This window comes from Streptomyces sp. NPDC002577, assembly GCF_053594815.1.
On the sequence record NZ_JBSFWK010000021.1, the window covers coordinates 39,266 to 62,413 of the forward strand.

The window sequence follows — 23,148 nt, forward strand, 5'->3', positions numbered from 1 at the left end:
GCATGCTCGAGGAGGCTCTCGAGCACCTCGTGAAGGGCATCGTCGACAACCCTGACGATGTGCAGGTGGCCTCGCGCAACCTGCGCCGCGGGCGCGTGCTCGAGGTCCGGGTCCACCCCGACGACCTCGGCAAGGTGATCGGTCGCAACGGCCGTACCGCGCGCGCCCTGCGCACCGTCGTGGGCGCCATCGGCGGCCGCGGCGTCCGCGTCGACCTGGTCGACGTCGACAACGTCCGCTGACGCAGAACGCAGCACCGGCTCGGGCCGGGGAGGGCCACTGGGCCGTCCCCGGCCCGTAGCCGTATGAGCCGTCTTCGGCTCGCAGTCGTTCCGACAGGAGATCAAGCACAGTGCAGCTGGTAGTCGCACGGATCGGCCGCGCCCACGGCATCAAGGGCGAGGTCACCGTCGAGGTACGTACCGACGAGCCGGAACTGCGGCTCGCGCCCGGCGCCGTCCTGGCCACCGACCCGGCCGCCACCGGACCGCTCACCATCGAGACGGGCCGCGTCCACAGCGGCCGCCTCCTGCTGCGCTTCGAGGGTGTGGCCGACCGCAACGCCGCCGAGGCGCTGCGCAACACACTCCTGATCGCCGAGGTCGACCCGGAGGAACTGCCCGAGGGCGAGGACGAGTACTACGACCACCAGCTGATCGATCTGGACGTGGTCACCAAGGACGGCGTGGAGGTCGGCCGGATCACTGAGATCTCGCACCTGCCCTCGCAGGACCTCTTCGTCGTGGAGCGCCCGGACGGCAGCGAGGTCTTCGTCCCGTTCGTCGAGGAGATCGTCACCGAGATCGACCTCGAGGAACAGCGCGCGGTCATCGACCCGCCGCCCGGCCTGATCGACGACCAGGCGGACCGCAACGAAGTCGCTGATGGGCACAGCGCCTCGTCTCGGGAAGAGGCGTAATGCGGCTCGACGTCGTCACGATCTTCCCCGAGTACCTGGAACCGCTGAACGTCTCCCTGGTCGGCAAGGCACGCGCGCGTGGGCAGCTCGACGTCCGCGTGCACGACCTCAGGCAGTGGACGTACGACCGGCACAACACGGTCGACGACACGCCGTACGGCGGCGGCCCGGGCATGGTCATGAAGACCGAGCCGTGGGGCGACGCACTCGACGAGATACTCGCCGACGGCTACGAGACGGACTCCCGCGGACCCGTCCTCGTCGTCCCCACCCCCAGCGGACGCCCTTTCACCCAGGAACTCGCCGTCGAGCTCTCCGAGCGTCCCTGGCTGATCTTCACGCCCGCGCGGTACGAGGGCATCGACCGCCGCGTCATCGACGAGTACGCCACCCGGATGCCCGTCTACGAGGTGTCCATCGGCGACTACGTGCTGGCCGGCGGCGAGGCTGCCGTCCTGGTCGTCACGGAGGCCGTGGCCCGGCTGCTGCCCGGCGTGCTCGGCAACGCCGAGTCCCACCGCGACGACTCCTTCGCTCCGGGCGCCATGGCCAACCTCCTTGAGGGGTCCGTCTACACCAAGCCGCCCCAGTGGCGCGGCCGCGGCATCCCGGACGTCCTGCTCAGCGGGCACCACGGCAAGATCGCGCGATGGCGCAGGGACGAGGCGCTGCGGCGTACGACGCGCAACCGGCCCGACCTGATCGAGCGCTGCGACCCGTCGGCCTTCGACAAGAAGGACCGCGAAATGCTCTCCATCCTGGGGTGGGCACCGGACCCCGAGGGGGCGCCGCACGGGCGATTTTGGCGCAGGCCAGAGGCCGTGGAAGAATAGGCCGCTGTTGTGCGCCGTCCGGCGTGCGCCCCTGCCACAGGGGGACACGACGCCCGCCCCGACGGCCGCGGCACTCGTACTCCCATCAACGACATCCCGTTGATGACCTGTGGCATCAGCGAAGAAAGCAGACGATCATGTCTCACCTGCTCGACTCCGTCGACAGCGCGTCGCTGCGCAGCGACATCCCGGCCTTCCGCCCGGGTGACACCGTCAACGTCCACGTCCGCGTCATCGAGGGCAACCGCTCCCGTGTGCAGCAGTTCAAGGGCGTTGTGATCCGTCGCCAGGGCTCCGGTGTCCGTGAGACCTTCACGGTCCGCAAGGTCTCCTTCTCCGTAGGCGTCGAGCGCACCTTCCCGGTGCACACCCCGATCGTCGAGAAGATCGAGCTCGTCACCCGCGGTGACGTGCGCCGCGCCAAGCTGTACTACCTGCGCGACCTGCGCGGCAAGGCGGCGAAGATCAAGGAGAAGCGCGAGAGCTGAGCTCCCGCGAACAAGGCGTAAGCGGACGTCACAGCGGGGCCGGATACCATCTGGCCCCGATGGACACCGCAGAACAGCCGACGGAGCGCGACCGCTCCTCCCGCCCTTCCCAGTCCGAGGAGATCTCGGATCCCGAGGGGCCGGAGGGCCGGTCGCGCTCTGCGTTGGGGCCCACCGCGACGGGGCCCACCGCGCTGGTGGGCAGGATCACGCAGTGGCTGCCCGGCGGACGCTTCACTCTGACCGTGCTGCTCTGCCTGGTCTTTCTGCTGCTTCTCAGCCGGTTTGTGATGCAGCCGTTCCAGATCCCGAGCGGCTCCATGCAGCCCGCGTTCCGGGTGGGGGACCGCGTACTCGTCAACAAGTTGGCGTACCGTTTCGGTGCTGAGCCGCTCCGCGGTGACGTCGTGGTCTTCGACGGCACCGGGTACTTCGGCGACGCCGACTACATCAAGCGGGTCGTGGGCGTAGGGGGAGACCATGTGGTCTGCTGCGACAAGCAGGGGAGGATCGAGGTGAACGACCGGTCGGTGGACGAGACGTACCTCTACCCGGGAGACACCCCCTCGCAGGTCGAATTCGATGTCGTCGTACCCGAAGGAAGACTCTTCGTGCTCGGCGACCACCGCAGCGACTCCAGTGACTCCCGCGACCACCTCGGATCGCCCGGCGGCGGCATGATCCCCGTCGACGACGTGATCGGACGAGCCGACTGGATCGGCTGGCCGTTCGACCGATGGACCTCTCTGCGGCATCCGGACGTCTTCGCGCGCGTGCCCGCTCCCGGCGGTGCGCATGGGTAGCCGCGGACGTCCGCGCGCCGACCACCGCGGCGACACCAGGCTGCCCACCGGGTCCCGGCCCACCAGCGGCCCCGTACTGCCCGGCCGTGCCGAACGGCGCAAGCTCGCACGCAAGGTCAAGCGGCGCCGGCAACGCTCCGCGCTGAAGGAGATCCCGCTCCTCGTCGGTGTCGCCCTGCTGATAGCCCTCGTCCTGAAGACGTTCCTCGTGCAGGCCTTCGTGATCCCGTCGGGCTCCATGGAGCAGACGATCAAGATCGGCGACCGGGTGCTCGTGGACAAGCTGACCCCGTGGTTCGGCGCGAAGCCGCAGCGTGGCGACGTCGTCGTCTTCAAGGACCCCGGTGAGTGGCTCAAGGGGGAGCAGAGCCAGCAGACGGACGATCCCGTGGTGGTCAAGCAGATCAAGCAGGGGCTGACCTTCATCGGCCTGCTGCCCTCCGCCGACGACCGGGACCTGATCAAGCGTGTCATCGCGGTCGGTGGAGACACGGTGAAGTGCTGTGACGCGCAGGGGCGGGTCACCGTCAACGGCGTGCCGCTGAGCGAGCCGTACATCAACCCGGGCGACAAGCCGTCGGCGCTGGAGTTCGAGGTGCAGGTCCCCAAGGGGCGGCTCTGGGTGATGGGCGACCACCGGGGGAACTCCGCGGACTCCCGGTACCACCAGGACGAGGCATTCAGCGGAACCGTCTCCGAGGACGAGGTGGTCGGCCGGGCCCTCGTCATCGCGTGGCCCGTGAACCACTGGCGCAGACTGGAAGAGCCGGAGACGTACGCATCCGTGCCCGACGCGAGCAGCGGATCGACCACCGCGCTCGGGCCGTCGCATAGGCTGGCGTCCGCGGATCTCAACGGATTGATCCCGCTCCCGAGCCCTGCGGAACTCCCGCTCGTTATGGGAGTGGTGGGCCTGCGTCGCATGGGACGCAGGCTGCGGCACGGAGTGAGGAGTGGATGTGGGGGATTTGGCGGTCGGCGCACGGTCCGGACACGACGGCCCGGAGGATCAGCCAGGTCGTCCCGGTCGACCGGGTGCGGCAGACGGCGTGATCCCCGGGAGTGAGACCGGCGGCGGCGGTGGTGACGGCGACGACGGGAACGGCGGCGAGGGCGGAGGCGGCGGTCGTCCCGGCGGCTCGGGCCGCCATGGCGGGCAGCCGAAGAAGCCGCGCTCCTTCTGGAAGGAGCTTCCGCTGCTCATCGGCATCGCGCTGGTCCTCGCGCTGCTGATCAAGACCTTCCTTGTGCAGGCGTTCTCGATCCCCTCGGACTCCATGCAGAACACTCTGCAGCGGGGCGACCGGGTGCTGGTCGACAAGCTGACCCCGTGGTTCGGTTCGGAGCCGGAGCGCGGCGAGGTCGTCGTCTTCCACGACCCGGACAACTGGCTGGCGGGCGAGCCGACCCCCACGCCGAACCCGGTGCAGAAGTTCCTCGGCTGGATCGGTCTGATGCCGTCCGCCGAGGAGAAGGACCTCATCAAGCGGGTCATCGCCGTGGGCGGCGACACCGTCGAGTGCGAGGGCACGGGCCCGCTCAAGGTCAACGGCAAGGCGCTGAACGAGCCGTACGTCTACGCGGGAAACACCCCGTGCAGCGTGGACGACCAGGGCGGCCAGTTCAAGATCACGGTACCCAAGGGCAAAATCTGGGTCATGGGCGACCACCGGCAGAACTCGCTGGACTCCCGCTATCACCAGAACGACTCCGGCGGCGGAGCCGTCCCCGTGGACAACGTCGTGGGCCGTGCCGTCGTGATCGCCTGGCCGCCCACCCGCTGGGCGACTCTGCCGGTTCCCGACACCTTCGATCAGCCGGGCCTGAGCGCCGCCCTGGGGGCGACTCCGGGGGCTCTGGGGCTGGCGGGCGCCGTGCCGCTCGTGGTGTGGCGGCGCAGGCGGGTTGCCTTCGGTAACTCCGGGGTTTCTGGCGCGCGTACCGCCGGGTAGGGTGCCGTCCCAGATCACCGATCTTCCGCGGTCCGGACGCCGTGCCGCGAGGTCGAGTCTCCGACCTGGGGGAGCACTGGGATGAGCAGGACAAGTCGTACAGGCGAGGGCCACGGCCGGCTCGGCAGCGTGCTGTCGGGGCTGGCCGTGGCCCTCGGCTGTGTGCTCTTCCTCGGAGGGTTCGCCTGGGGCGCGATCGTGTACCAGCCGTACACCGTGCCGACCGACTCGATGACCCCGACGATCAACGCCGGCGACCGTGTCCTGGCGCAGCGCATCGACGGCAGCGAGGTCCGGCGCGGTGACGTCGTCGTCTTCAACCAGGCCTCCTGGAGCGACCTGCCCATGGTCAAGCGGGTGGTGGCGGTGGGCGGCGACAAGATCGCCTGCTGCACCGACGGCAAGCTGACGGTCAACGGCAAGGAGATCGACGAGCCGTATCTCGCCAAGGGCACCGCGGCCGAACTGAACGGGATTCCGGCCATCACCGTGCCGAAGGGGCGGCTCTTCCTGCTGGGCGACGAGCGCAGCGGCTCGCTGGACTCGACCGCCCACCTCCAGGAGGTGGGCAGCGGATCCGTGCCGCGCAGCGCCGTGGCCGCCCGCGTCGAGGCGGTGGCCTGGCCGGTCGGCGGCATGCTGCCCCGGCCCACGGGTTTCGAGGCGCTGCCCGGCGGTATCTCCCAGCAGGGACCGCTGCGGCTCATGCTCGCCGCGGTGGCGGCGGGGGCCGTGCTCGTGCTGGGCGGCGCCGCGTTCGGGTCGCTGGCCGCGCGTCTGGGGCGCAGCCGTGGTCGCAGTGGTGCCGGGCGGAGGGAGCCTGTGCGTGTCCGCTGAGGTGAGGGCCGGATCGGGCAAGGGCGAGCCGGACATGGCCGGCGATGCCGGGCGTGGGGAGCCGGGGCCGTTGCGGAAGGTGGCACGCGTCGTGCTGCTCGACCCGCAGGACCGCATCCTGCTGCTGCACGGTCACGAGCCGGGCGACCCTGCGGACGACTGGTGGTTCACGCCCGGTGGCGGCGTGGAGGGCGACGAGACCCGCGAGCAGGCGGCACGGCGTGAGCTCGCGGAGGAGACTGGCATCACGGAGGTCGAGCTGGGGCCGGTGCTGTGGCAGCGGACCTGCTCCTTCCCCTTCGCCGGGCAGCGCTGGAACCAGGACGAGTGGTACTACCTGGGCCGTACGGCGCAGACGGCGACCACGGCGGCCGGGCTCACGGAGCTGGAGCGGCGCAGCGTTGCCGGAGCCCGTTGGTGGACGTGCCAGGAACTGACCGAGGCACATGAGACGGTGTATCCGACCAAGCTCGCCGGGCTGCTTCGCAGACTGCTCGACGAGGGTCCTCCTGACCGGCCCGAGGTTCTTGACACCGAAATCGTCTAGGGGCCCGCGGGGCTGGTGGACAATAGGGGGACGCACGGCTGAAGGGGAACATGCCATGAGCGCCGAGGACCTCGAGAAGTACGAGACCGAGATGGAGCTGAAGCTCTACCGGGAGTACCGCGACGTCGTCGGTCTGTTCAAATACGTGATCGAGACCGAACGGCGCTTCTACCTCACCAACGACTACGAGATGCAGGTGCACTCGGTCCAGGGCGAGGTGTTCTTCGAGGTGTCCATGGCGGACGCCTGGGTGTGGGACATGTACCGGCCTGCCCGGTTCGTCAAGCAGGTACGGGTCCTGACGTTCAAGGACGTGAACATCGAAGAGCTGAACAAGAGCGACCTGGAGCTCCCGGGCGGGTGAGTCCGCTCATGCTGCGGATGCCGCTCGTGCCGCCGCTGCCGGTGATGCGGACCGAGGAGAACCCCTCGGGCGGGTGACGGAGTTATCCACAACCGCCGGGTTGTCCACCAAGATCCAATAGGTGGAGGCGGATGCGTGACGGTTGGCGCCGGAGGTGGTGCCGACATGAACGCACGAAGCGCACTCGGCAGGTACGGCGAGGACCTGGCAGCACGGCGGTTGTCCGAGGCCGGGATGACGGTCCTGGAGCGCAACTGGCGCTGCGGCAGAACGGGCGAGATCGACATCGTGGCCAGGGACGGTGACGTCCTGGTCGTCTGCGAGGTGAAGACTCGCAGAGCGGGGTGCTTCGAGCATCCGATGGCGGCTGTCACGCCGGTGAAGGCCGAGCGGCTGCGCGGCCTCGCCGAGCGATGGATCCACGCCCATGGGGGCGCGCCGCCCGGAGGGGTGCGCATCGATCTCGTGGGGGTCGTGCTGCCCGGCCGGGGCGCCGCGGTGGTCGAGCATGTGCGGGGGGCGGCCTGATGGGGTTCGCGCGTACGTGCTCGGTGGCGCTGGTGGGCGTCGAGGGCGTGGTCGTCGAGGTGCAGGCGGACCTGGAACCTGGCGTGGCCGCGTTCACGCTGGTGGGCCTGCCCGACAAGAGCCTCTCCGAGAGCCGGGACCGGGTCAGGGCCGCGGTGGTCAACTCGGGCGCGGAGTGGCCGCAGAAGAAACTCACGGTGGGCCTCAGCCCCGCCTCGGTGCCCAAGGGCGGCAGCGGCTTCGATCTGGCCGTCGCCTGCGCCGTCCTCGGGGCCGCCGAGCGGATCGATCCACAGGTGCTCTCCGACATCGTCATGATCGGAGAACTGGGTCTGGACGGCCGGGTCCGCCCTGTGCGGGGCGTCCTGCCGGCCGTGCTGGCTGCGGCGGACGCGGGTTACGAACAGGTGGTGGTCCCGGAGTGCACGGCGGCTGAGGCCATGCTGGTTCCCGGGCTTTCGGTGCTGGGTGTGCGGAGCCTGCGGCAGCTCATCGCGGTGCTGACGGACGAGCCGGTGCCCGAGGAGGAGCCGGACGAGGAGGGCCGCCCCGATCCGCTGCTCGCGGGTCTGTGCATGCCCGGCGCGGGCCTGGGGACGGGCCTGAGCGGCATCGGGGCCGTCGACCAGGAGCACGGTCACGATCTCGCGGACGTCGTGGGCCAGCTGTCGGCACGTACGGCGATGGAAGTCGCCGCAGCCGGCGGGCACCATGTGTTCCTGCAAGGGCCTCCGGGAGCCGGCAAGACGATGCTTGCGGAGCGGATGCCGGCCATCCTGCCGAGGCTGACCAGGGAGGAGTCCCTGGAGGTGACGGCGGTCCACTCGGTCGCCGGCATGCTGCCGCCGGGAAAGCCGATGGTGGACAGCCCGCCCTACTGCGCCCCGCACCACTCGGCGACCATGCAGTCACTGGTCGGCGGCGGCCAGGGAGTGGCCCGGCCCGGCGCCGTGTCGCTCGCCCATCGAGGCGTGCTGTTTCTGGACGAAGCCCCTGAATTCAGCAGCCACGCCCTCGACGCCCTGCGTCAGCCTCTCGAATCGGGTCATGTGGTGATCGCGCGCAGCGCGGGCGTGGTGCGGCTGCCGGCCAAGTTCCTGATGGTTCTGGCCGCCAACCCCTGTCCGTGCGGCAGGTTCACGGTGGCGGGGGACGGGTGCGACTGCCCTCCCTCCGTCATCCGCCGCTATCAGGCCCGGCTCTCCGGCCCCCTGCTCGACCGGGTGGACCTGAGAGTGCCGGTCGAGCGCGTGACCCGCTCCGAGCTGACGGCGGCCGGGGCACAGGGCGAGTCGACCCGCACCGTCGCAGAGCGGGTGCGCGCGGCACGGGAGCGCTCGGCCGCGAGACTCGCGGGCACTCCGTGGCGAACGAACGGCGAGGTGCCGGGGCACGAGCTGCGCAGCAGATGGCGGGCCCTGCCCGGGGCAATGGCCGAGGCCGAGCGCGATCTCGAGCGCGGTCTGCTGACGGCCCGCGGACTCGACCGGGTCCTCAGGGTCGCGTGGACCATCGCGGACCTGGCCGGACACGACCGTCCTGATGCCGGCGACGTGGCGCTGGCGCTGCAGCTGCGCACCGGGATTCAACGAGGGGTACCGATGGCGATCGGCGTTTCGCGATGAGCGGGGGCGGCGGCGCCGTGACGGACGACGAGCGGCTGGCCAGAGTCGCCCTCACCCGGATCATCGAGCCCGGGGACGAGGCAGGCGGCAGGTGGCTGCGGGAGTTCGGGGCCGTGTCTGTGGTGCGGTGCATCGTCGGCGGCGGGGAGCCGCTGCCCGGTGTGTCCCTGAAGCGCTGGGCGGGGCTGCGGTCGCGGGCCGCCCATGCGTGTCCGGAGCGGGACCTGGCCGTGGCGCGGGAAGCGGGCGCACGGTTCGTCTGCCCCGGGGATGTGGAGTGGCCGGCGCAGCTGGACGACCTGGGGGACACCCGGCCCGTCGGGTTGTGGGTGCGCGGCCGGCCCTCGCTGCGGATATGGGCGCTGCGTTCCGTCGCGGTCGTGGGAGCGCGCGCCTGCACCGAGTACGGCGCGCACATGGCCGCGAACCTGAGCGCCGGGCTCGCCGAGCGCGGCTGGGTCGTGGTGTCCGGCGGTGCCTACGGAGTGGACGGCGCAGCGCACCGCGGGGCGCTCGGGGCCGGCGGGGCGACCGTCGCGGTGCTGGCGTGCGGGGTCGACCGGCCCTATCCACGTGGCCACACCCAGTTGATCGGGCGCATCGCGGAACAGGGACTGGTCGTGGGCGAGTTGCCGCCCGGCGACCATCCCACGCCCAGCAGGTTCATCCTCCGCAACAGGGTGATCGCCGCGCTCACCCGGGGCACCGTCGTCGTGGAGGCGGCGTACCGCAGCGGTGCGCTCGTCACCGCACGCAGTGCGCAGCGCATGAGCCGCCCGACGATGGGGGTGCCGGGTCCCGCCACCAGCGGGCTCTCCTCCGGGGTGCATGAGCTGCTCCGCGGGGAGGCGGTCCTTGTCACGGACGCCGCAGAAGTGATCGAGCTCGTCGGGGACATCGGTGAGCTTGCTCCGGAGCGTCGCGGCCCGGTTCTGCCGCGCGACCTGCTCGATCCCGGCGCGGCACGGGTGCTGTCCGCGCTGCCGGCCCGGCAGGCCGCGGCCGTGGGAGACATCGCCCGCGGGGCGGGCACGAGCGTGGATGACGCAGTCGCCAGGTTGTACGAACTCAGGTCACTGGGGTTCGTCGAACGACACGGCGATGGCTGGCAGTTGACACGCCAGGCGGTCGTGCCGGTCTCTCCGAATCCCAGTTTTTCGTGACGGAGTGTGCCCCGCTCGCCTTGTGTCCACTGGATGTCCTTGGGATTTACCGCAGTTGGCGTTCTGTGGCAGTCACGCACTGCGACGGGCGTGACTCTGCGGGACGCGCGGCGGAACGTTCCTGCGTGCGGGGGATCTCTTGGCCTTCGCGCACCGCGACACCACAGTCACGCTACGCTCACGAGGATTCCGGCTCAGGACTCCGATTCAGATGCTTACTTGAGAATCGGGCCGGCACAGCCCGGCCCACAGTTCACGGCAGAACGGCACAAGGCGACGAATGCCCCAGCACACCTCCGGGTCTGACCGGGCGGCAGTTCCGACCGCTGCCCGCGGCAGCGTGCGGCCTCCCGCTCCCTCGTCGCTCGACGAGCTGTGGAGGTCGTACAAGGCGACGGGTGACGAGCGGTTGCGGGAGCAGCTGATCCTGCACTACTCGCCGCTGGTGAAGTATGTCGCGGGCAGGGTGAGCGTAGGGCTGCCGCCCAACGTGGAGCAGGCGGACTTCGTCTCGTCCGGGGTGTTCGGCCTGATCGACGCGATCGAGAAGTTCGACATCGACCGCGAGATCAAGTTCGAGACATATGCGATCACGCGCATCCGCGGGGCCATGATCGACGAGCTGCGGGCGCTGGACTGGATTCCGCGGTCCGTCCGGCAGAAGGCGCGGAACGTGGAGCGGGCCTACGCCACGCTCGAGGCGCAACTGCGGCGGACGCCGTCGGAGGCCGAGGTGGCCGCCGAGATGGGCATCGCCGTGGAGGAACTGCACGCGGTTTTCAGTCAATTGTCTCTGGCGAACGTGGTGGCCCTGGAAGAGCTGCTGCACGTGGGCGGCGAGAGCGGGGACCGCCTGAGCCTCATGGACACGCTCGAGGACACCGCGGCCGACAATCCGGTGGAGGTGGCCGAGGACCGTGAGCTGCGGAGATTCCTCGCCCGGGCCATCAACACACTGCCGGAGCGCGAGAAGACCGTGGTGACCCTCTACTACTACGAGGGCCTCACACTGGCCGAGATCGGCAATGTGCTCGGTGTGACGGAGAGCCGGGTGAGCCAGATCCACACGAAATCCGTCCTCCAGCTGAGAGCGAAACTGGCCAGTTTCGGCCGGTGACGGCGCGGTGCGGAGGGCGCCCGATCGTCCCGAGGCCACGTCTGCGGCGTCTGTGTACCGCTGCCTCCCCTGCCTTGCGCGGCGTCCGTACAGTGGACGGGTGCCAAGGATTCGAGCGGCCTCTGTGGCCGAGCACCGGTCGATGCAGCGCAGCGCCCTGCTGGACGCCGCGCGCTCCCTTCTGTCCGAGGGCGGTACGGAGGCTCTGACCTTCCCCGCCCTCGCCGAGCGCACAGGCCTGGCGAGGTCCTCCGTCTACGAGTACTTCCGCTCCCGCGCCGCCGTCGTCGAAGAGCTCTGCGAGGTCGACTTCCCCGTGTGGGCGGCCGAGGTCGAGTCCGCGATGAGGCAGGCCGACACGCCCGAGGGCAAGGTCGAGGCCTATGTGCGCAGGCAGCTCGCCCTGGTCGGCGACCGGCGCCACCGGGCCGTCGTCGCCATCTCCGCGAGCGAACTCGACGCGGGGGCCCGCGAGAAGATCCGTGCCGCACACGGAGGGCTCGTCGCCATGATCGTGGAGGCACTGGGCGACATGGGGCACGCGGAGCCGCGACTGGCCGCGATGCTGCTTCAAGGGATCGTCGACGCCGCGGTACGCCGGATCGAGCTGGGCGTGGCGGAGAGCCCCGCTGCGATCACCGAGGCGGCGGTGGGGATGGCCCTGCGCGGCGTACACGGCGGTGTCCAAGGCTGACCACCGTCTGCCGTCTGCCGTCTGCCGTCTGCCGTCTGCCGTCTGCCGTCTGCTGTCTGCCGAGTGCCGGGCGCGGGTGTTCGGGCGTACGACGCAGGCGCCGCTGCCCGCGGAGGCCCGCCCACCGCGCCCCCGCGGGCAGCGGGACCCCCGCCACCGGCAGCAGCCGTGACGGCCCCCTGTGCAGCAGCCACGGCGGCAGCAGCGACAGAGGGTTCAGGTAGAGGTCGCCTCTCCTCAGACCCCAGTGGAGGCACGCCGTGCCCGGGCAGTGGGAGCCGCCCGCCTCCACGGTGCCGATGATCTGGCCGGCCGCCACCTCGTCGCCCTTCTCGACCTGCGCCCGTACGGGTTCGTAGGTCGTGCGCAGCGGCGGGTCGCCGGTGCCGTCCAGCTCCACGGCAATCACTCCCCGGCCCGCCACCCGGCCCGCGAAGGAGACCCGGCCGGGCGCGACGGCCCGCACCGGTGCCCCGGCGGCAGCGGCCAGGTCCACGCCCCTGTGGCCCGGGCCGTACTCCGTCGCCGGGGGCTCCCAGCCGCGTACCACCACAGGGCGCACGCCCACCGGCCACAGGGCCGCCACAGCGGGTACCGGGTCGGCGGGGCCGGCCCGACCCTGAGCCGCCGCACCCCCCGGCCCCGGAGCCGCTCGCTGAACCCCTCTCACCGCCGCGGCGGGCCCTGCCGCGGCGGTCGGCAAGCCCGCCACCGCAGCCGCCAGCACCACCGCCACGGCCATCCACAATCTGCTTGTCCATCCCATGCGGGAACCGTGTCGCACCCCTGCGGATCCCGGGGATCATGGCCTGGATCTGTGGACTACCGGCCGGTTGTGGACAGCGGCGTCACCCGGTGCCTCCAAGGTCCCGTACACTTCTGGTGGCGATCCGGGTCACCGGGTCGACTTCGCACGCCCCGACACCAAGCGCCTCCGTCAAAAGAGGAAGCCGGTGTCAGCGCCCCTCGGTCCCTCGTGGCACGGCGCACAGCGGGCGTCAGGCGCGAGTGCCGTCCGGCACACGCGGCACAACCGAGAACCTCAAGGAGTACGGCCATGGCCGTCGTCACGATGCGGGAGCTGCTGGAGAGCGGCGTCCACTTCGGTCACCAGACCCGCCGTTGGAACCCGAAGATGAAGCGCTTCATCTTCACCGAGCGCAACGGCATCTACATCATCGACCTGCTCCAGTCGCTGTCGTACATCGACCGCGCCTACGAGTTCGTCAAGGAGACCGTCGCCCACGGCGGCACGGTCATGTTCGTCGGCACGAAGAAGCAGGCGCAGGAGGCCATCGCCGAGCAGGCCACCCGCGTCGGCATGCCCTACGTCAACCAGCGCTGGCTGGGCGGCATGCTCACCAACTTCTCGACCGTCTACAAGCGTCTGCAGCGCCTCAAGGAGCTCGAGCAGATCGACTTCGAGGACGTCGCGGCCTCCGGTCTGACCAAGAAGGAGCTCCTGGTCCTCTCCCGCGAGAAGGCCAAGCTGGAGAAGACCCTCGGTGGTATCCGCGAGATGCAGAAGGTGCCCAGCGCCGTCTGGATCGTGGACACCAAGAAGGAGCACATCGCGGTCGGTGAGGCCCGGAAGCTCAACATCCCGGTCGTCGCCATCCTCGACACCAACTGCGACCCGGACGAGGTCGACTACAAGATCCCGGGCAACGACGACGCGATCCGCTCCGTCACCCTGCTCACCCGCGTGATCGCCGACGCCGTCGCCGAGGGCCTCATCGCCCGCTCCGGTGTCGCCGCCGAGGCCAAGGGCGAGAAGGCCGCGGGCGAGCCGCTCGCCGAGTGGGAGCGCGACCTCCTCGAGGGCGAGAAGAAGGCCGACGAGGCTCCGGCCGCCGAGGCCGAGAAGCCGGCCGACGCTCCGGCCGCCGAGGCCGAGAAGCCGGCCGACGCTCCGGCCGCCGAGGCTGAGCAGCCGGTCGAGGCCGCTGCCGAGGCTCCGGCCGCGGACGCCGAGCAGGCCTGACCCACGTCGGGTTGATGACGGCGGGAGCGGTGAACAGCTCTCCCATGGCCCCACGGGCATGGGAGGCACCCCCATCGCCCCCGCCGTTCACCTGTAGATCAGCGGCGAGTCACGGATCTGCACACGCAGGGAGATCCCGGCACCGTAGAACCCCGTAGAACCCGCAGATCTTCGATCTTCCAGACTTCGAGAAAGATTCACAGACTCATGGCGAACTACACCGCCGCCGACGTCAAGAAGCTTCGTGAGCTCACCGGCGCCGGCATGATGGACTGCAAGAAGGCGCTGGACGAGGCCGAGGGCAACGTCGACAAGGCCGTCGAGCTTCTCCGCGTCAAGGGCCAGAAGGGCGTCGCCAAGCGCGAGGGCCGCTCCGCCGAGAACGGCGCCGTCGTCTCCCTGATCGCCGACGACAACACCTCGGGTGTCCTCGTCGAGCTGAAGTGCGAGACCGACTTCGTCGCCAAGGGCGAGAAGTTCCAGGCCGTCGCGAACGCCCTGGCCGCCCACGTCGCCAAGACCTCCCCGGCCGACATCGAGGCGCTGCTCGCCTCCGAGATCGAGCCCGGCAAGACCGTCCAGGCGTTCGTCGACGAGGCCAACGCCAACCTGGGCGAGAAGATCGTCCTGGACCGCTTCGCGCAGTTCTCCGACGGTTACGTCCTGGCGTACATGCACCGCACGATGCCGGACCTCCCGCCGCAGATCGGCGTCCTCGTCGAGCTCGACAAGGAGAACGCCGAGGTCGCCAAGGGCATCGCCCAGCACATCGCCGCCTTCGCGCCGAAGTACCTCGCCAAGGAGGACGTCCCGGCCGAGGTCGTCGAGGCCGAGCGCCGCGTCGCCGAGGAGACCACGCGCAACGAGGGCAAGCCCGAGGCCGCGATCCCGAAGATCGTCGAGGGCCGCGTGAACGGCTTCTTCAAGGAGGCCACCCTCCTGGGCCAGCCGTACGCGCTCGACAACAAGAAGTCCGTCCAGCAGGTCCTGAACGAGGCCGGTGTCACCCTGAAGCGCTTCTCGCGCATCAAGGTCGGCATCTGAGTCCGTACCGCGATCGACGGAAGACCCCGCTAGGGTCGACAGCAGTCGTCCGCGTACGCCACGCGCGCGTGCGCGACGGGCGACAGCAGAGCTGACGAGGAGGCCATTGCCGAGCATGGGATGCGAACACCCCACCGGCAATGGCCTTCTTGGTATGTGCACCATGAGGAGATCTCCATGACCACCAGGGCCGACAAGGGCGAGACGAGCGACGACGGCAAAGTGCCCGGCCGATTTCTGCTGAAGCTTTCCGGTGAGGCGTTCTCCGGCGGAGGGGGACTGGGCGTCGACCCCGATGTGGTGCACAAGATCGCCCGGGAGATCGCGGCCGTGGTCCGTGACGGCGCCCAGATCGCCGTCGTCATCGGCGGTGGCAACTTCTTCCGCGGCGCCGAACTGCAGCAGCGCGGCATGGACCGGGCCCGCTCCGACTACATGGGCATGCTCGGCACAGTCATGAACTGCCTCGCCCTGCAGGACTTCCTGGAGAAGGAAGGCATCCAGTCCCGCGTCCAGACCGCCATCACCATGGGCCAGGTCGCGGAGCCCTACATCCCGCTGCGCGCCGTGCGCCACCTGGAGAAGGGCCGCGTGGTCATCTTCGGCGCCGGTATGGGCATGCCGTACTTCTCCACGGACACCACCGCCGCCCAACGTGCCCTCGAGATCGACGCGGAGGCGCTGCTGATGGGTAAGAACGGTGTGGACGGGGTCTACGACTCGGACCCGAAGACCAACCCGGACGCGGTGAAGTTCGACGCCCTCGGCTACGGCGAGGTCATCACCCGCGACCTGAAGGTCGCCGATGCCACCGCCATCACCCTGTGCCGGGACAACAAGCTGCCCATCCTCGTCTTCGAACTCCTCACGGAGGGCAATATCGCGAGGGCCGTCAAGGGTGAGAAGATCGGCACGCTCGTGGGCGACCAGGGCGCCAGGGCCTGATCGGGAGACGCCCGGGCCTGAACCCCGGACGCGCCGGGGTCCGAACCCGGTACGCGTCCGGGCTTGATCCCCGGACGACCCCGTGAGGGGATGGACAAAGACCTGCCGGTCGGACACCGTGCAGGAAAGAGACGCGACGCAGCCGGCCGCCCACTGGATGCCGGGCCCACTCAAGACACGCAGGAGCAAGTGGTGATCGAAGAGACCCTCCTCGAGGCCGAGGAGAAGATGGAGAAGGCCGTCGTGGTCGCCAAGGAGGACTTCGCCGCGATCCGCACGGGCCGTGCGCACCCGGCGATGTTCAACAAGATCGTGGCCGACTACTACGGCGCGCTGACGCCGATCAACCAGCTGGCCTCGTTCTCTGTGCCCGAGCCGCGGATGGCCGTGGTGACCCCGTTCGACAAGAGCGCCCTGCGCAACATCGAGCAGGCCATCCGCGACTCCGACCTGGGAGTCAACCCGAGCAACGACGGCAGCATCATCCGAGTGGTCTTCCCGGAGCTCACCCAGGAGCGCCGCAAGGAGTTCATCAAGGTCGCCAAGACCAAGGGCGAGGACGCCAAGGTGTCGATCCGCTCGGTCCGCCGCAAGGCCAAGGACGCCATCGACAAGCTGATCAAGGACGGCGAGGTCGGCGAGGACGAGGGCCGCCGTGCGGAGAAGGAGCTCGACGACACCACCGCGAAGTACGTCGCTCAGGTGGACGAGCTGCTCAAGCACAAGGAAGCAGAGCTGCTCGAGGTCTGATGAACGACTCTTCCTGGGGAGCGCCGCCACCACAAGCCGGATACGGGGGGCCTTCCGGCCGGGGGCCTGTCCCGGGCGCCGCCCCGGCGGGGCCCGCGTACGATGCGTATGGCGTCCACCAGCCGCTGGAAACCCAGCCCATGTCCATCGTGCCCGACGTATCCGCGAGCGGCGGAGACCACCAGGATGACGACCGGGGGGCCGCGCGGCTGAGCGGCCCCCTGTTCCGCGACGAGGTGGCGGCGCCGACGCCACACACGAACACGCAGCCGCAACAGCCGCAGAAGCCGCAGGAGCCCATGCCCAGCGCCCCACAGCCCGTCCCCGCACCGCAGAAGAAGAGCGCGGGTCGCGATCTGGGCGCGGCCATAGGAGTCGGTGTCGGCCTCGGCGTGGTGATCCTCGCTTCGCTGTTCATCGTCAAGGCCGTCTTCGTCGGCGTCATAGCGATCGCCGTCGTCGTCGGCCTGTGGGAGCTCACCAAGCGGCTTCAGGAGCGCAAGGGCATCAAGGCGCCCCTGGTCCCGCTCGCGGTCGGCGGCGCGGCGATGGTCGTCGCCGGATACCTCCGGGGCGCCGAGGGCGCCTGGGTCGCGATGGCGCTCACCGCGCTCGCCATCCTCGTATGGCGCATGACGGAGCCGCCCGACGGCTACCTCAGGGATGTCACGGCGGGTGCCTTCGCCGCCTTCTACGTGCCGTTCCTCGCCACGTTCGTGTCGATGATGCTCACCGCGGACGACGGGCCGTGGCGCGTGCTGACGTTCCTGCTGCTGACCGTGGTCAGCGACACCGGGGCCTATGCGATCGGCTGGCGCTTCGGCAAGCACAAGCTCGCGCCGCGCATCAGCCCCGGCAAGACCCGCGAGGGCCTGATCGGCGCGGTGACGTTCGCGATGGCGGCCGGCGCGCTGTGCATGGAGTTCCTGATCGACGACGGCACCTGGTGGCAGGGCCTGCTGCTCGGCCTCGCGGTCGCGGCGAGCGCCACGCTGGGCGACCTCGGCGAGTCGATGATCAAGCGGGACCTCGGCATCAAGGACATGGGCACGCTGCTGCCGGGGCATGGCGGGATCATGGATCGCTTGGACTCGCTGCTGCCGACCGCTCCCGTGGTGTGGCTGTTGTTGGTCGTCTTCGTCGGGGCGGGTTGAGGGCTGATAGTCAGGCGCTGACCAGGGGTTTCTCTGCGTTTCGTACGGTGCGGGGCTCGTTGTCCACAGGGTGGCGGGCCCCGCGCCGTATGTCTGCGACACTGGAACAACCATGCCCAAGCCCGGAGAACTCACTTTTGTCGCGCCCCGCGGAGCCAAGAAGCCCCCGCGGCACCTCGCCGATCTCACGCCCGCCGAGCGCAAGGAGGCCGTCGCCGGGATCGGCGAGAAGCCGTTCCGCGCCAAGCAGCTGTCGCAGCACTACTTCGCGCGGTACGCGCACGATCCGGCGGAGTGGACCGACATTCCCGCAGGGTCGCGCGGCAAGCTGCAGGAGGCGCTGCTGCCCGACCTGATGTCGGTGGTGCGGCACATCAGCTGCGACGACGACACGACGCGCAAGACCCTGTGGCGGCTGTTCGACGGCACGCTCGTCGAGTCCGTGCTGATGCGTTATCCGGACCGCGTGACGATGTGCATCTCCTCGCAGGCGGGTTGCGGCATGAACTGCCCGTTCTGCGCGACCGGACAGGCCGGCCTCGACCGGAACCTGTCGACGGCCGAGATCGTGCACCAGATCGTGGACGGCATGCGGGCCCTGCGGGACGGTGAGATCCCGGGCGGTCCTGCACGGCTGTCCAACATCGTCTTCATGGGCATGGGCGAGCCCCTCGCCAACTACAACCGCGTGGTCGGCGCCATCCGGCGGCTCACCGACCCCGAGCCGGACGGCCTGGGCCTGTCCCAGCGAGGCATCACCGTTTCGACGGTCGGCCTGGTCCCCGCGATCCACCGCTTCGCCGACGAGGGCTTCAAGTGCCGCCTCGCCGTGTCGCTGCACGCGCCCGACGACGAGCTGCGCGACACGCTCGTACCGGTCAACACGCGCTGGAAGGTGCGCGAGGTCCTGGACGCCGCGTGGGAGTACGCGGCGAAGTCGGGCCGCCGTATCTCCATCGAGTACGCGCTGATCCGGGACATCAACGACCAGGCGTGGCGCGGCGACCTGCTCGGGCGGCTGCTCAAGGGCAAGCGCGTGCACGTGAACCTGATCCCGCTGAACCCGACGCCCGGCTCGAAGTGGACGGCATCGCGGCCCGAGGACGAGAAGGCGTTCGTGGCGGCCATCGAGGCGCACGGTGTGCCGGTCACCATCCGGGACACGCGCGGTCAGGAGATCGACGGAGCCTGCGGACAGCTGGCAGCGTCCGAACGCTAGACCGGTACTCTGGGCCCCGACATCTCCACGCCGGTGCCTCACCGGTGTCCGGTGTCTCCATATCGACATCTTCATATTCCGACAGGGGAGCGCCACAGCGCTGAGAGTGCGGCAGCCGGGAAACCGGTGGGCTGCAGACCCTCTGAACCTCGCCCGGGTCATTCCGGGTAGGAAGTTCGGTCTTTACTCAAGCTGTTGCGCCCTGCCCGGGAACCTCCGACAGGTCCCGGGCAGGGCCGCGTCTCTTCCTGGTCACCCCAGGAGGAAAAACTCAGTGACCACCACCAAGAAGATCAGGGCCGTCACCCTGGCCACGGGCCTCGGCCTCCTCACGCTCTCGGCGTGCGGCGGCTCCAACGGCGAGTCCGCGCAGGCGGAGTCGAAAACCGTGACGCTGGTCAGCCACGACTCGTTCGCCGCGTCCAAGGACGTCCTGAAGGAGTTCGAGAAGCAGTCCGGCTACAAGGTCAAGGTGCTGAAGGACGGCGACGCCGGGCAGGCAGTCAACAAGGCGATCCTGACCAAGGACAACCCGCAGGGCGATGTGTTCTTCGGCGTCGACAACACGCTGCTGTCCCGAGCGCTCGACAACGGGCTGTTCCAGCCGTACGAGGCGAAGGGCCTGTCGTCCGTTGCCGAGGACGTGCAGCTCGACAAGGACAAGCACCGCGTCACCCCCATCGACTCCGGCGAGATCTGCGTCAATTACGACAAGAAGTACTTCGCCGACCACAAGCTGGACCCGCCGCAGTCCTTCGACGACCTGACCAAGCCGGCGTACAAGAACCTGCTGGTCACCGAGAACGCCTCGACGTCCTCGCCGGGCCTCGGCTTCCTGCTGGGCAGTGCCGCGCACTACGGCGACGACGGCTGGCAGGACTACTGGAAGAAGCTGAAGGCCAACGGCGTCAAGGTCGTCGACGGCTGGGAGCAGGCGTACAACGAGGAGTTCTCCGGCTCTGCCGGCGGCAAGCAGGCGGGAGGGGACCGGCCGCTCGTCGTGTCGTACGCCTCGTCGCCGCCCGCCGAGGCGATCTACTCCGACCCGCAGCCGAAGACCGCGCCGACCGGTGTCGCGACCGGCACCTGCTTCCGGCAGATCGAGTTCGCGGGGCTGCTCAGCAACGCGGGCAACGAGAAGGGCGGCAAGGCCCTGCTGGACTTCCTGATCAGCAAGAAGTTCCAGGAGGACATGCCGCTGAACATGTTCGTGGACCCTGTCCGGGAGGACGCCCAGGCGCCCGCGGACTACGTCAAGTACGCCGTCGAGGTCGACGACCCGGAGACGATGGCGCCCGGCGCAATCGCCGACAACCGTGACCAGTGGGTCAAGTCGTGGACGTCGCTCGTACTGAAGTAAGGGCCCCGGAGGGCCGAGGTCTCGGCCTGAGGCCGAGTCGGGGAAATCTCGCCCGGCTCGGCCTCATGGTGCTGCCCATAGCGTTCTTCGCGGCCTTCTTCGCCTACCCGGTGGCCGCGATCGTGGCACGCGGACTCAAGGTCGACGGGGCCTGGCAGTTCGGGCGGATCGCCGAGGTCGTGAGCCGGCCGGACGTCCGGCACGTGCTGTGGTTCACCACCTGGCAGGCCCTCGCCTCGACCGCGTCGACGCTGCTGATCGCGCTCCCCGCGGCGTATGTCTTCGCGCGGTTCGAGTTCCCCGGCAAGCAGGTGCTGCGGGCGGTCGTCACGGTGCCGTTCGTGCTGCCCACCGTGGTGGCGGGCACGGCATTCCTGGCGCTGCTGGGACGGGGAGGGCTGCTCGACGAGATGTGGGGAGTGCGCCTGGACACGACGGTCTGGGCGATTCTCCTCGCGCACGTGTTCTTCAACTACGCGGTGGTCGTCCGTACCGTCGGCGGACTGTGGAGCCAGCTGGATCCGCGCCAGGAGGAGGCCGCGCGGGTCCTCGGCGCCTCGCGGTTCGCGGCCTGGCGGAAGGTGACGCTGCCCGCGCTCGCGCCCGCCGTCGCCGCGGCCTCGCTGATGGTCTTCCTCTTCACCTTCACCTCCTTCGGCATCGTCCAGATCCTGGGCGGCCCGACGTACTCGACGCTGGAGGTGGAGATCTACCGGCAGACGTCGCAGATCTTCGACCTCTCCACGGCCGCCGTGCTGACGCTCGTGCAGTTCGCCGCGGTGGGCGCCATCCTCGCGATCCACGCCTGGACGGTGCGGCGCCGGGAGACCGCCCTGCGGCTGGTGGACGCGGCGGCCACTGCGCGCAGGCCGCGCGGCGCCGGGCAGTGGTCGCTCCTCGGCGGGGTCCTGGCCACCATCGCCGTGCTGATCCTGCTGCCGCTCGGGGTGCTGGTCCAGCGGTCGCTCAAGGGGCCCGACGGCTACGGCTTCACGTACTTCCGGGCCCTGACCTCGGCGGACGGTGGCGCGTTCCTCGTGCCGCCGATCGACGCGGTCGGGAACTCGCTGCAGTACGCGCTCGCCGCGACAGCCATCGCCGTGCTGATCGGCGGCCTGGCCGCGGCCGCCCTCACCCGGCGCGCGGGCCGCCTCGTACGCGGCTTCGACGCGCTGCTGATGCTGCCGCTCGGCGTCTCCGCCGTCACCGTCGGCTTCGGCTTCCTCATCGCGCTGGACGAACCGCCGCTGGATCTGCGCGCCTCGTGGATCCTGGTGCCGCTCGCCCAGGCGCTGGTCGGCGTCCCCTTCGTCGTACGCACCATGCTGCCCGTGCTGCGGGCCGTGGACGAACGGCTGCGGGAGGCGGCGGCCGTGCTCGGGGCCTCGCCGTGGCGGGTGTGGCGCGAGGTCGATCTGCCGATGGTGCGGCGGGCGCTGCTCGTCGCGGCCGGTTTCGCCTTCGCCGTGTCCCTGGGCGAGTTCGGCGCGACGGTCTTCATCGCGCGGCCCGACAACCCGACGCTGCCCGTCGCCGTGGCGCGGCTCCTGGGGCGCGCCGGCGAGCTCAACTACGGCCAGTCGATGGCCCTTTCGACGATTCTGATGGTGGTGTGCGCGGTGTCGCTGCTGCTCCTCGAACGTGTCCGGACCGATTCCACGGGGGAGTTCTGATGCGGCAGTTGTCCAAGGCCACTGAAGCCACCGAGACCGCCACCGAGACCACTGCCGCGTCCGCCTCCCGGGCCCTGCTGCGCCTCGAGGGAGCGACGGTGCGGTTCGGCGCCCGCGCGGCGCTCGACGCCGTGGACCTCGACGTCGCCGAACACGAGATCGTGTGCGTGCTCGGGCCGAGCGGCAGCGGCAAGTCGACGCTGCTGCGGGTGGTCGCGGGGCTGCAGGAACTGCACTCGGGCCGGGTGTTCCTGGACGGCCGTGACCAGTCGGGGGTGGCCGCACACCGGCGGGGCGTCGGACTGATGTTCCAGGACCATCAGCTGTTCCCCCAGCGGGACATCGGCGGCAATGTCGCCTTCGGGCCCCGCATGCACGGCGCCTCGCGGGCCGAACAGGACGTACGGGTCAAGGAGCTGCTGGAGCTCGTGGGCCTGCCCGGGGCGGCCCGGCGCACCGTCGCCGCGCTGTCCGGAGGCGAGCAGCAGCGGGTGGCGCTGGCCCGCGCGCTGGCGCCCCGCCCCCGCCTGCTGATGCTGGACGAGCCGCTCGGCCAGCTCGACCGGTCCCTGCGCGAACGCCTCGTCGTCGAACTCCGGGGACTCTTCACGGAGCTCGGCACCACCGTGCTCGCGGTCACCCACGATCAGGGCGAGGCCTTCGCGCTCGCTGACCGGGTCGTGGTCATGCGCGACGGGCGGATCGCCCAGTCGGGCACCCCCCTTGAGGTGTGGCAGCATCCGGCGGACGAGTTCGTCGCACGCTTCCTCGGCTTCGACAACGTGGTGCAGGCGACGGTCGGCACCGGGTCGGCGGACACCCCCTGGGGCAAGGTGCCCGTACCGGACGGGACCCCGCAGGGCGAGTGCAGGCTGCTGGTGCGCCCCGCGGGGGTCCGGCTCGTGCCCGCGCGCGAGGGGCTCGTCTGCACGGTGGCGGCACGCACCTTCCGCGGTACCCATGTCGCCGTACATCTGCAGCCGCGGGACGCGCCGCGGCTGGAGGCGGCGTGCGCGCTGCGCGAGGCTCCGGAGCCCGGAGCCGAGGTCGGCGTCGCGTTCGACGCGCAGGAGGTCGTCGTACTGCCGTGATCCCGCGGTACGTGCTGCCGTGATCCTGCGGTACGTGCGACGCCGCCCCGGCTCCCGG

At 70.1% G+C, this 23,148-nt stretch carries 24 protein-coding genes and 1 pseudogene; 24 read left to right on the plus strand and 1 reads right to left on the minus strand.

All coding sequences use genetic code 11. The features are described 5' to 3' along the window. Positions 1-2 precede the first annotated feature (2 nt). The 15 genes from ACWD4J_RS24685 (at position 3) to ACWD4J_RS24755 (ending at position 11,870) form a co-directional block, all read left to right on the plus strand. Positions 3-242, plus strand: coding sequence for an RNA-binding protein (locus ACWD4J_RS24685; RefSeq protein WP_029385578.1), 240 nt, complete (start codon positions 3-5; stop codon positions 240-242). A gap of 110 nt (positions 243-352) precedes the next feature. Beyond that, the gene (rimM, locus tag ACWD4J_RS24690; RefSeq protein ID WP_451397598.1) at positions 353-919 is read left to right on the plus strand and encodes a ribosome maturation factor RimM; all 567 of its coding nucleotides are present in this window, start codon (positions 353-355) and stop codon (positions 917-919) included. Further along, the gene (gene trmD, locus ACWD4J_RS24695) at positions 919-1,752 is read left to right on the plus strand and encodes a tRNA (guanosine(37)-N1)-methyltransferase TrmD (protein WP_451397599.1); all 834 of its coding nucleotides are present in this window, start codon (positions 919-921) and stop codon (positions 1,750-1,752) included. Before rimM ends, trmD begins: the two co-directional genes overlap by 1 nt. 137 nt (positions 1,753-1,889) lie before the next feature. Next, positions 1,890-2,240, plus strand: a complete 351-nt coding sequence (rplS, locus tag ACWD4J_RS24700) for a 50S ribosomal protein L19 (protein WP_069778487.1) — start codon at positions 1,890-1,892, stop codon at positions 2,238-2,240. 59 nt (positions 2,241-2,299) lie between these two features. Next, positions 2,300-3,043 carry a signal peptidase I gene (gene lepB / locus ACWD4J_RS24705; RefSeq protein ID WP_451397600.1) on the plus strand — a complete coding sequence of 248 codons (744 nt, stop codon included), beginning with the start codon at positions 2,300-2,302 and terminating at the stop codon, positions 3,041-3,043. Continuing rightward, complete coding sequence (gene lepB / locus ACWD4J_RS24710) at positions 3,036-4,109, plus strand: signal peptidase I (RefSeq protein WP_451397601.1); 1,074 nt, start codon at positions 3,036-3,038, stop codon at positions 4,107-4,109. Before lepB (ACWD4J_RS24705) ends, lepB (ACWD4J_RS24710) begins: the two co-directional genes overlap by 8 nt. After that, positions 4,003-4,995, plus strand: coding sequence for a signal peptidase I (gene lepB / locus ACWD4J_RS24715; protein ID WP_451397602.1), 993 nt, complete (start codon positions 4,003-4,005; stop codon positions 4,993-4,995). The genes lepB (ACWD4J_RS24710) and lepB (ACWD4J_RS24715) overlap by 107 nt, the downstream gene beginning before the upstream one ends. An 81-nt stretch (positions 4,996-5,076) precedes the next feature. Further along, entirely contained in the window at positions 5,077-5,832 is a 756-nt protein-coding gene (lepB, locus tag ACWD4J_RS24720) for a signal peptidase I (protein ID WP_451397603.1), read from the plus strand. A gap of 34 nt (positions 5,833-5,866) precedes the next feature. Further along, positions 5,867-6,379, plus strand: a complete 513-nt coding sequence (locus ACWD4J_RS24725) for an NUDIX hydrolase (protein ID WP_451397666.1) — start codon at positions 5,867-5,869, stop codon at positions 6,377-6,379. A gap of 55 nt (positions 6,380-6,434) precedes the next feature. Beyond that, a complete protein-coding gene (locus tag ACWD4J_RS24730; RefSeq protein WP_003965949.1) occupies positions 6,435-6,743 on the plus strand; it encodes a DUF2469 domain-containing protein in 309 nt (102 codons plus the stop codon). Positions 6,744-6,908: 165 nt separating this feature from the next. After that, positions 6,909-7,271 carry a YraN family protein gene (locus tag ACWD4J_RS24735; RefSeq protein ID WP_451397604.1) on the plus strand — a complete coding sequence of 121 codons (363 nt, stop codon included), beginning with the start codon at positions 6,909-6,911 and terminating at the stop codon, positions 7,269-7,271. Beyond that, positions 7,271-8,896: a YifB family Mg chelatase-like AAA ATPase gene (locus ACWD4J_RS24740; protein ID WP_451397605.1), complete on the plus strand. Its 1,626-nt coding sequence runs from the start codon at positions 7,271-7,273 to the stop codon at positions 8,894-8,896. Before ACWD4J_RS24735 ends, ACWD4J_RS24740 begins: the two co-directional genes overlap by 1 nt. Beyond that, positions 8,893-10,059 carry a DNA-processing protein DprA gene (gene dprA / locus ACWD4J_RS24745; RefSeq protein WP_451397606.1) on the plus strand — a complete coding sequence of 389 codons (1,167 nt, stop codon included), beginning with the start codon at positions 8,893-8,895 and terminating at the stop codon, positions 10,057-10,059. Before ACWD4J_RS24740 ends, dprA begins: the two co-directional genes overlap by 4 nt. Before the next feature lie 280 nt (positions 10,060-10,339). Continuing rightward, a complete protein-coding gene (gene whiG / locus ACWD4J_RS24750) occupies positions 10,340-11,176 on the plus strand; it encodes an RNA polymerase sigma factor WhiG (RefSeq protein WP_451397607.1) in 837 nt (278 codons plus the stop codon). A 124-nt stretch (positions 11,177-11,300) separates the two neighbouring features. Then, a complete protein-coding gene (locus ACWD4J_RS24755) occupies positions 11,301-11,870 on the plus strand; it encodes a TetR/AcrR family transcriptional regulator (protein WP_451397667.1) in 570 nt (189 codons plus the stop codon). 136 nt (positions 11,871-12,006) lie between these two features. On the opposite strand, the pseudogene ACWD4J_RS24760 reads toward ACWD4J_RS24755, so the two are convergent. Then, positions 12,007-12,636, minus strand: a pseudogene (locus ACWD4J_RS24760) (peptidoglycan DD-metalloendopeptidase family protein); the annotation flags it as partial. Positions 12,637-12,927: 291 nt separating this feature from the next. Here ACWD4J_RS24760 and rpsB point away from each other — a divergent pair. The 9 genes from rpsB to ACWD4J_RS24805 all read left to right on the plus strand — a co-directional run bounded on the left by rpsB (position 12,928) and on the right by ACWD4J_RS24805 (position 23,090). Next, positions 12,928-13,854, plus strand: a complete 927-nt coding sequence (gene rpsB, locus ACWD4J_RS24765) for a 30S ribosomal protein S2 (RefSeq protein ID WP_451397608.1) — start codon at positions 12,928-12,930, stop codon at positions 13,852-13,854. Positions 13,855-14,061: 207 nt separating this feature from the next. Beyond that, positions 14,062-14,898, plus strand: coding sequence for a translation elongation factor Ts (gene tsf / locus ACWD4J_RS24770; protein ID WP_451397609.1), 837 nt, complete (start codon positions 14,062-14,064; stop codon positions 14,896-14,898). A gap of 177 nt (positions 14,899-15,075) precedes the next feature. Further along, positions 15,076-15,843, plus strand: a complete 768-nt coding sequence (gene pyrH, locus ACWD4J_RS24775) for a UMP kinase (RefSeq protein ID WP_451397610.1) — start codon at positions 15,076-15,078, stop codon at positions 15,841-15,843. A 192-nt stretch (positions 15,844-16,035) separates the two neighbouring features. After that, on the plus strand, positions 16,036-16,593 hold the full coding sequence (frr, locus tag ACWD4J_RS24780) for a ribosome recycling factor (protein ID WP_451397611.1): 558 nt from the start codon (positions 16,036-16,038) through the stop codon (positions 16,591-16,593). Then, positions 16,593-17,747 (plus strand): phosphatidate cytidylyltransferase, encoded by a 1,155-nt coding sequence (locus tag ACWD4J_RS24785; protein ID WP_451397612.1) that lies wholly within the window; start codon positions 16,593-16,595, stop codon positions 17,745-17,747. Before frr ends, ACWD4J_RS24785 begins: the two co-directional genes overlap by 1 nt. A 112-nt stretch (positions 17,748-17,859) precedes the next feature. Next, positions 17,860-18,966 (plus strand): 23S rRNA (adenine(2503)-C(2))-methyltransferase RlmN, encoded by a 1,107-nt coding sequence (gene rlmN / locus ACWD4J_RS24790; RefSeq protein ID WP_451397613.1) that lies wholly within the window; start codon positions 17,860-17,862, stop codon positions 18,964-18,966. 274 nt (positions 18,967-19,240) lie between these two features. Beyond that, on the plus strand, positions 19,241-20,326 hold the full coding sequence (locus tag ACWD4J_RS24795; protein ID WP_451397614.1) for a thiamine ABC transporter substrate-binding protein: 1,086 nt from the start codon (positions 19,241-19,243) through the stop codon (positions 20,324-20,326). Beyond that, on the plus strand, positions 20,302-21,999 hold the full coding sequence (locus ACWD4J_RS24800; protein WP_451397615.1) for an ABC transporter permease: 1,698 nt from the start codon (positions 20,302-20,304) through the stop codon (positions 21,997-21,999). Before ACWD4J_RS24795 ends, ACWD4J_RS24800 begins: the two co-directional genes overlap by 25 nt. Next, entirely contained in the window at positions 21,999-23,090 is a 1,092-nt protein-coding gene (locus tag ACWD4J_RS24805) for an ABC transporter ATP-binding protein (protein ID WP_451397616.1), read from the plus strand. The genes ACWD4J_RS24800 and ACWD4J_RS24805 overlap by 1 nt, the downstream gene beginning before the upstream one ends. Positions 23,091-23,148 lie beyond the last annotated feature (58 nt).

Coding starts and splice junctions, on each gene's coding strand:
- ACWD4J_RS24725 (WP_451397666.1), top strand. CDS start 5,867: ATGGCCGGCGATGCCGGGCGTGGGGAGCCGGGGCCGTTGCGGAAGGTG.
- lepB (WP_451397600.1), top strand. CDS start 2,300: ATGGACACCGCAGAACAGCCGACGGAGCGCGACCGCTCCTCCCGCCCT.
- ACWD4J_RS24740 (WP_451397605.1), top strand. CDS start 7,271: ATGGGGTTCGCGCGTACGTGCTCGGTGGCGCTGGTGGGCGTCGAGGGC.
- pyrH (WP_451397610.1), top strand. CDS start 15,076: ATGACCACCAGGGCCGACAAGGGCGAGACGAGCGACGACGGCAAAGTG.
- ACWD4J_RS24730 (WP_003965949.1), top strand. CDS start 6,435: ATGAGCGCCGAGGACCTCGAGAAGTACGAGACCGAGATGGAGCTGAAG.
- lepB (WP_451397603.1), top strand. CDS start 5,077: ATGAGCAGGACAAGTCGTACAGGCGAGGGCCACGGCCGGCTCGGCAGC.
- ACWD4J_RS24735 (WP_451397604.1), top strand. CDS start 6,909: ATGAACGCACGAAGCGCACTCGGCAGGTACGGCGAGGACCTGGCAGCA.
- dprA (WP_451397606.1), top strand. CDS start 8,893: ATGAGCGGGGGCGGCGGCGCCGTGACGGACGACGAGCGGCTGGCCAGA.
- tsf (WP_451397609.1), top strand. CDS start 14,062: ATGGCGAACTACACCGCCGCCGACGTCAAGAAGCTTCGTGAGCTCACC.
- ACWD4J_RS24785 (WP_451397612.1), top strand. CDS start 16,593: ATGAACGACTCTTCCTGGGGAGCGCCGCCACCACAAGCCGGATACGGG.
- rplS (WP_069778487.1), top strand. CDS start 1,890: ATGTCTCACCTGCTCGACTCCGTCGACAGCGCGTCGCTGCGCAGCGAC.
- lepB (WP_451397601.1), top strand. CDS start 3,036: ATGGGTAGCCGCGGACGTCCGCGCGCCGACCACCGCGGCGACACCAGG.
- ACWD4J_RS24805 (WP_451397616.1), top strand. CDS start 21,999: ATGCGGCAGTTGTCCAAGGCCACTGAAGCCACCGAGACCGCCACCGAG.
- rpsB (WP_451397608.1), top strand. CDS start 12,928: ATGGCCGTCGTCACGATGCGGGAGCTGCTGGAGAGCGGCGTCCACTTC.
- rlmN (WP_451397613.1), top strand. CDS start 17,860: ATGCCCAAGCCCGGAGAACTCACTTTTGTCGCGCCCCGCGGAGCCAAG.
- trmD (WP_451397599.1), top strand. CDS start 919: ATGCGGCTCGACGTCGTCACGATCTTCCCCGAGTACCTGGAACCGCTG.
- whiG (WP_451397607.1), top strand. CDS start 10,340: ATGCCCCAGCACACCTCCGGGTCTGACCGGGCGGCAGTTCCGACCGCT.
- ACWD4J_RS24685 (WP_029385578.1), top strand. CDS start 3: ATGCTCGAGGAGGCTCTCGAGCACCTCGTGAAGGGCATCGTCGACAAC.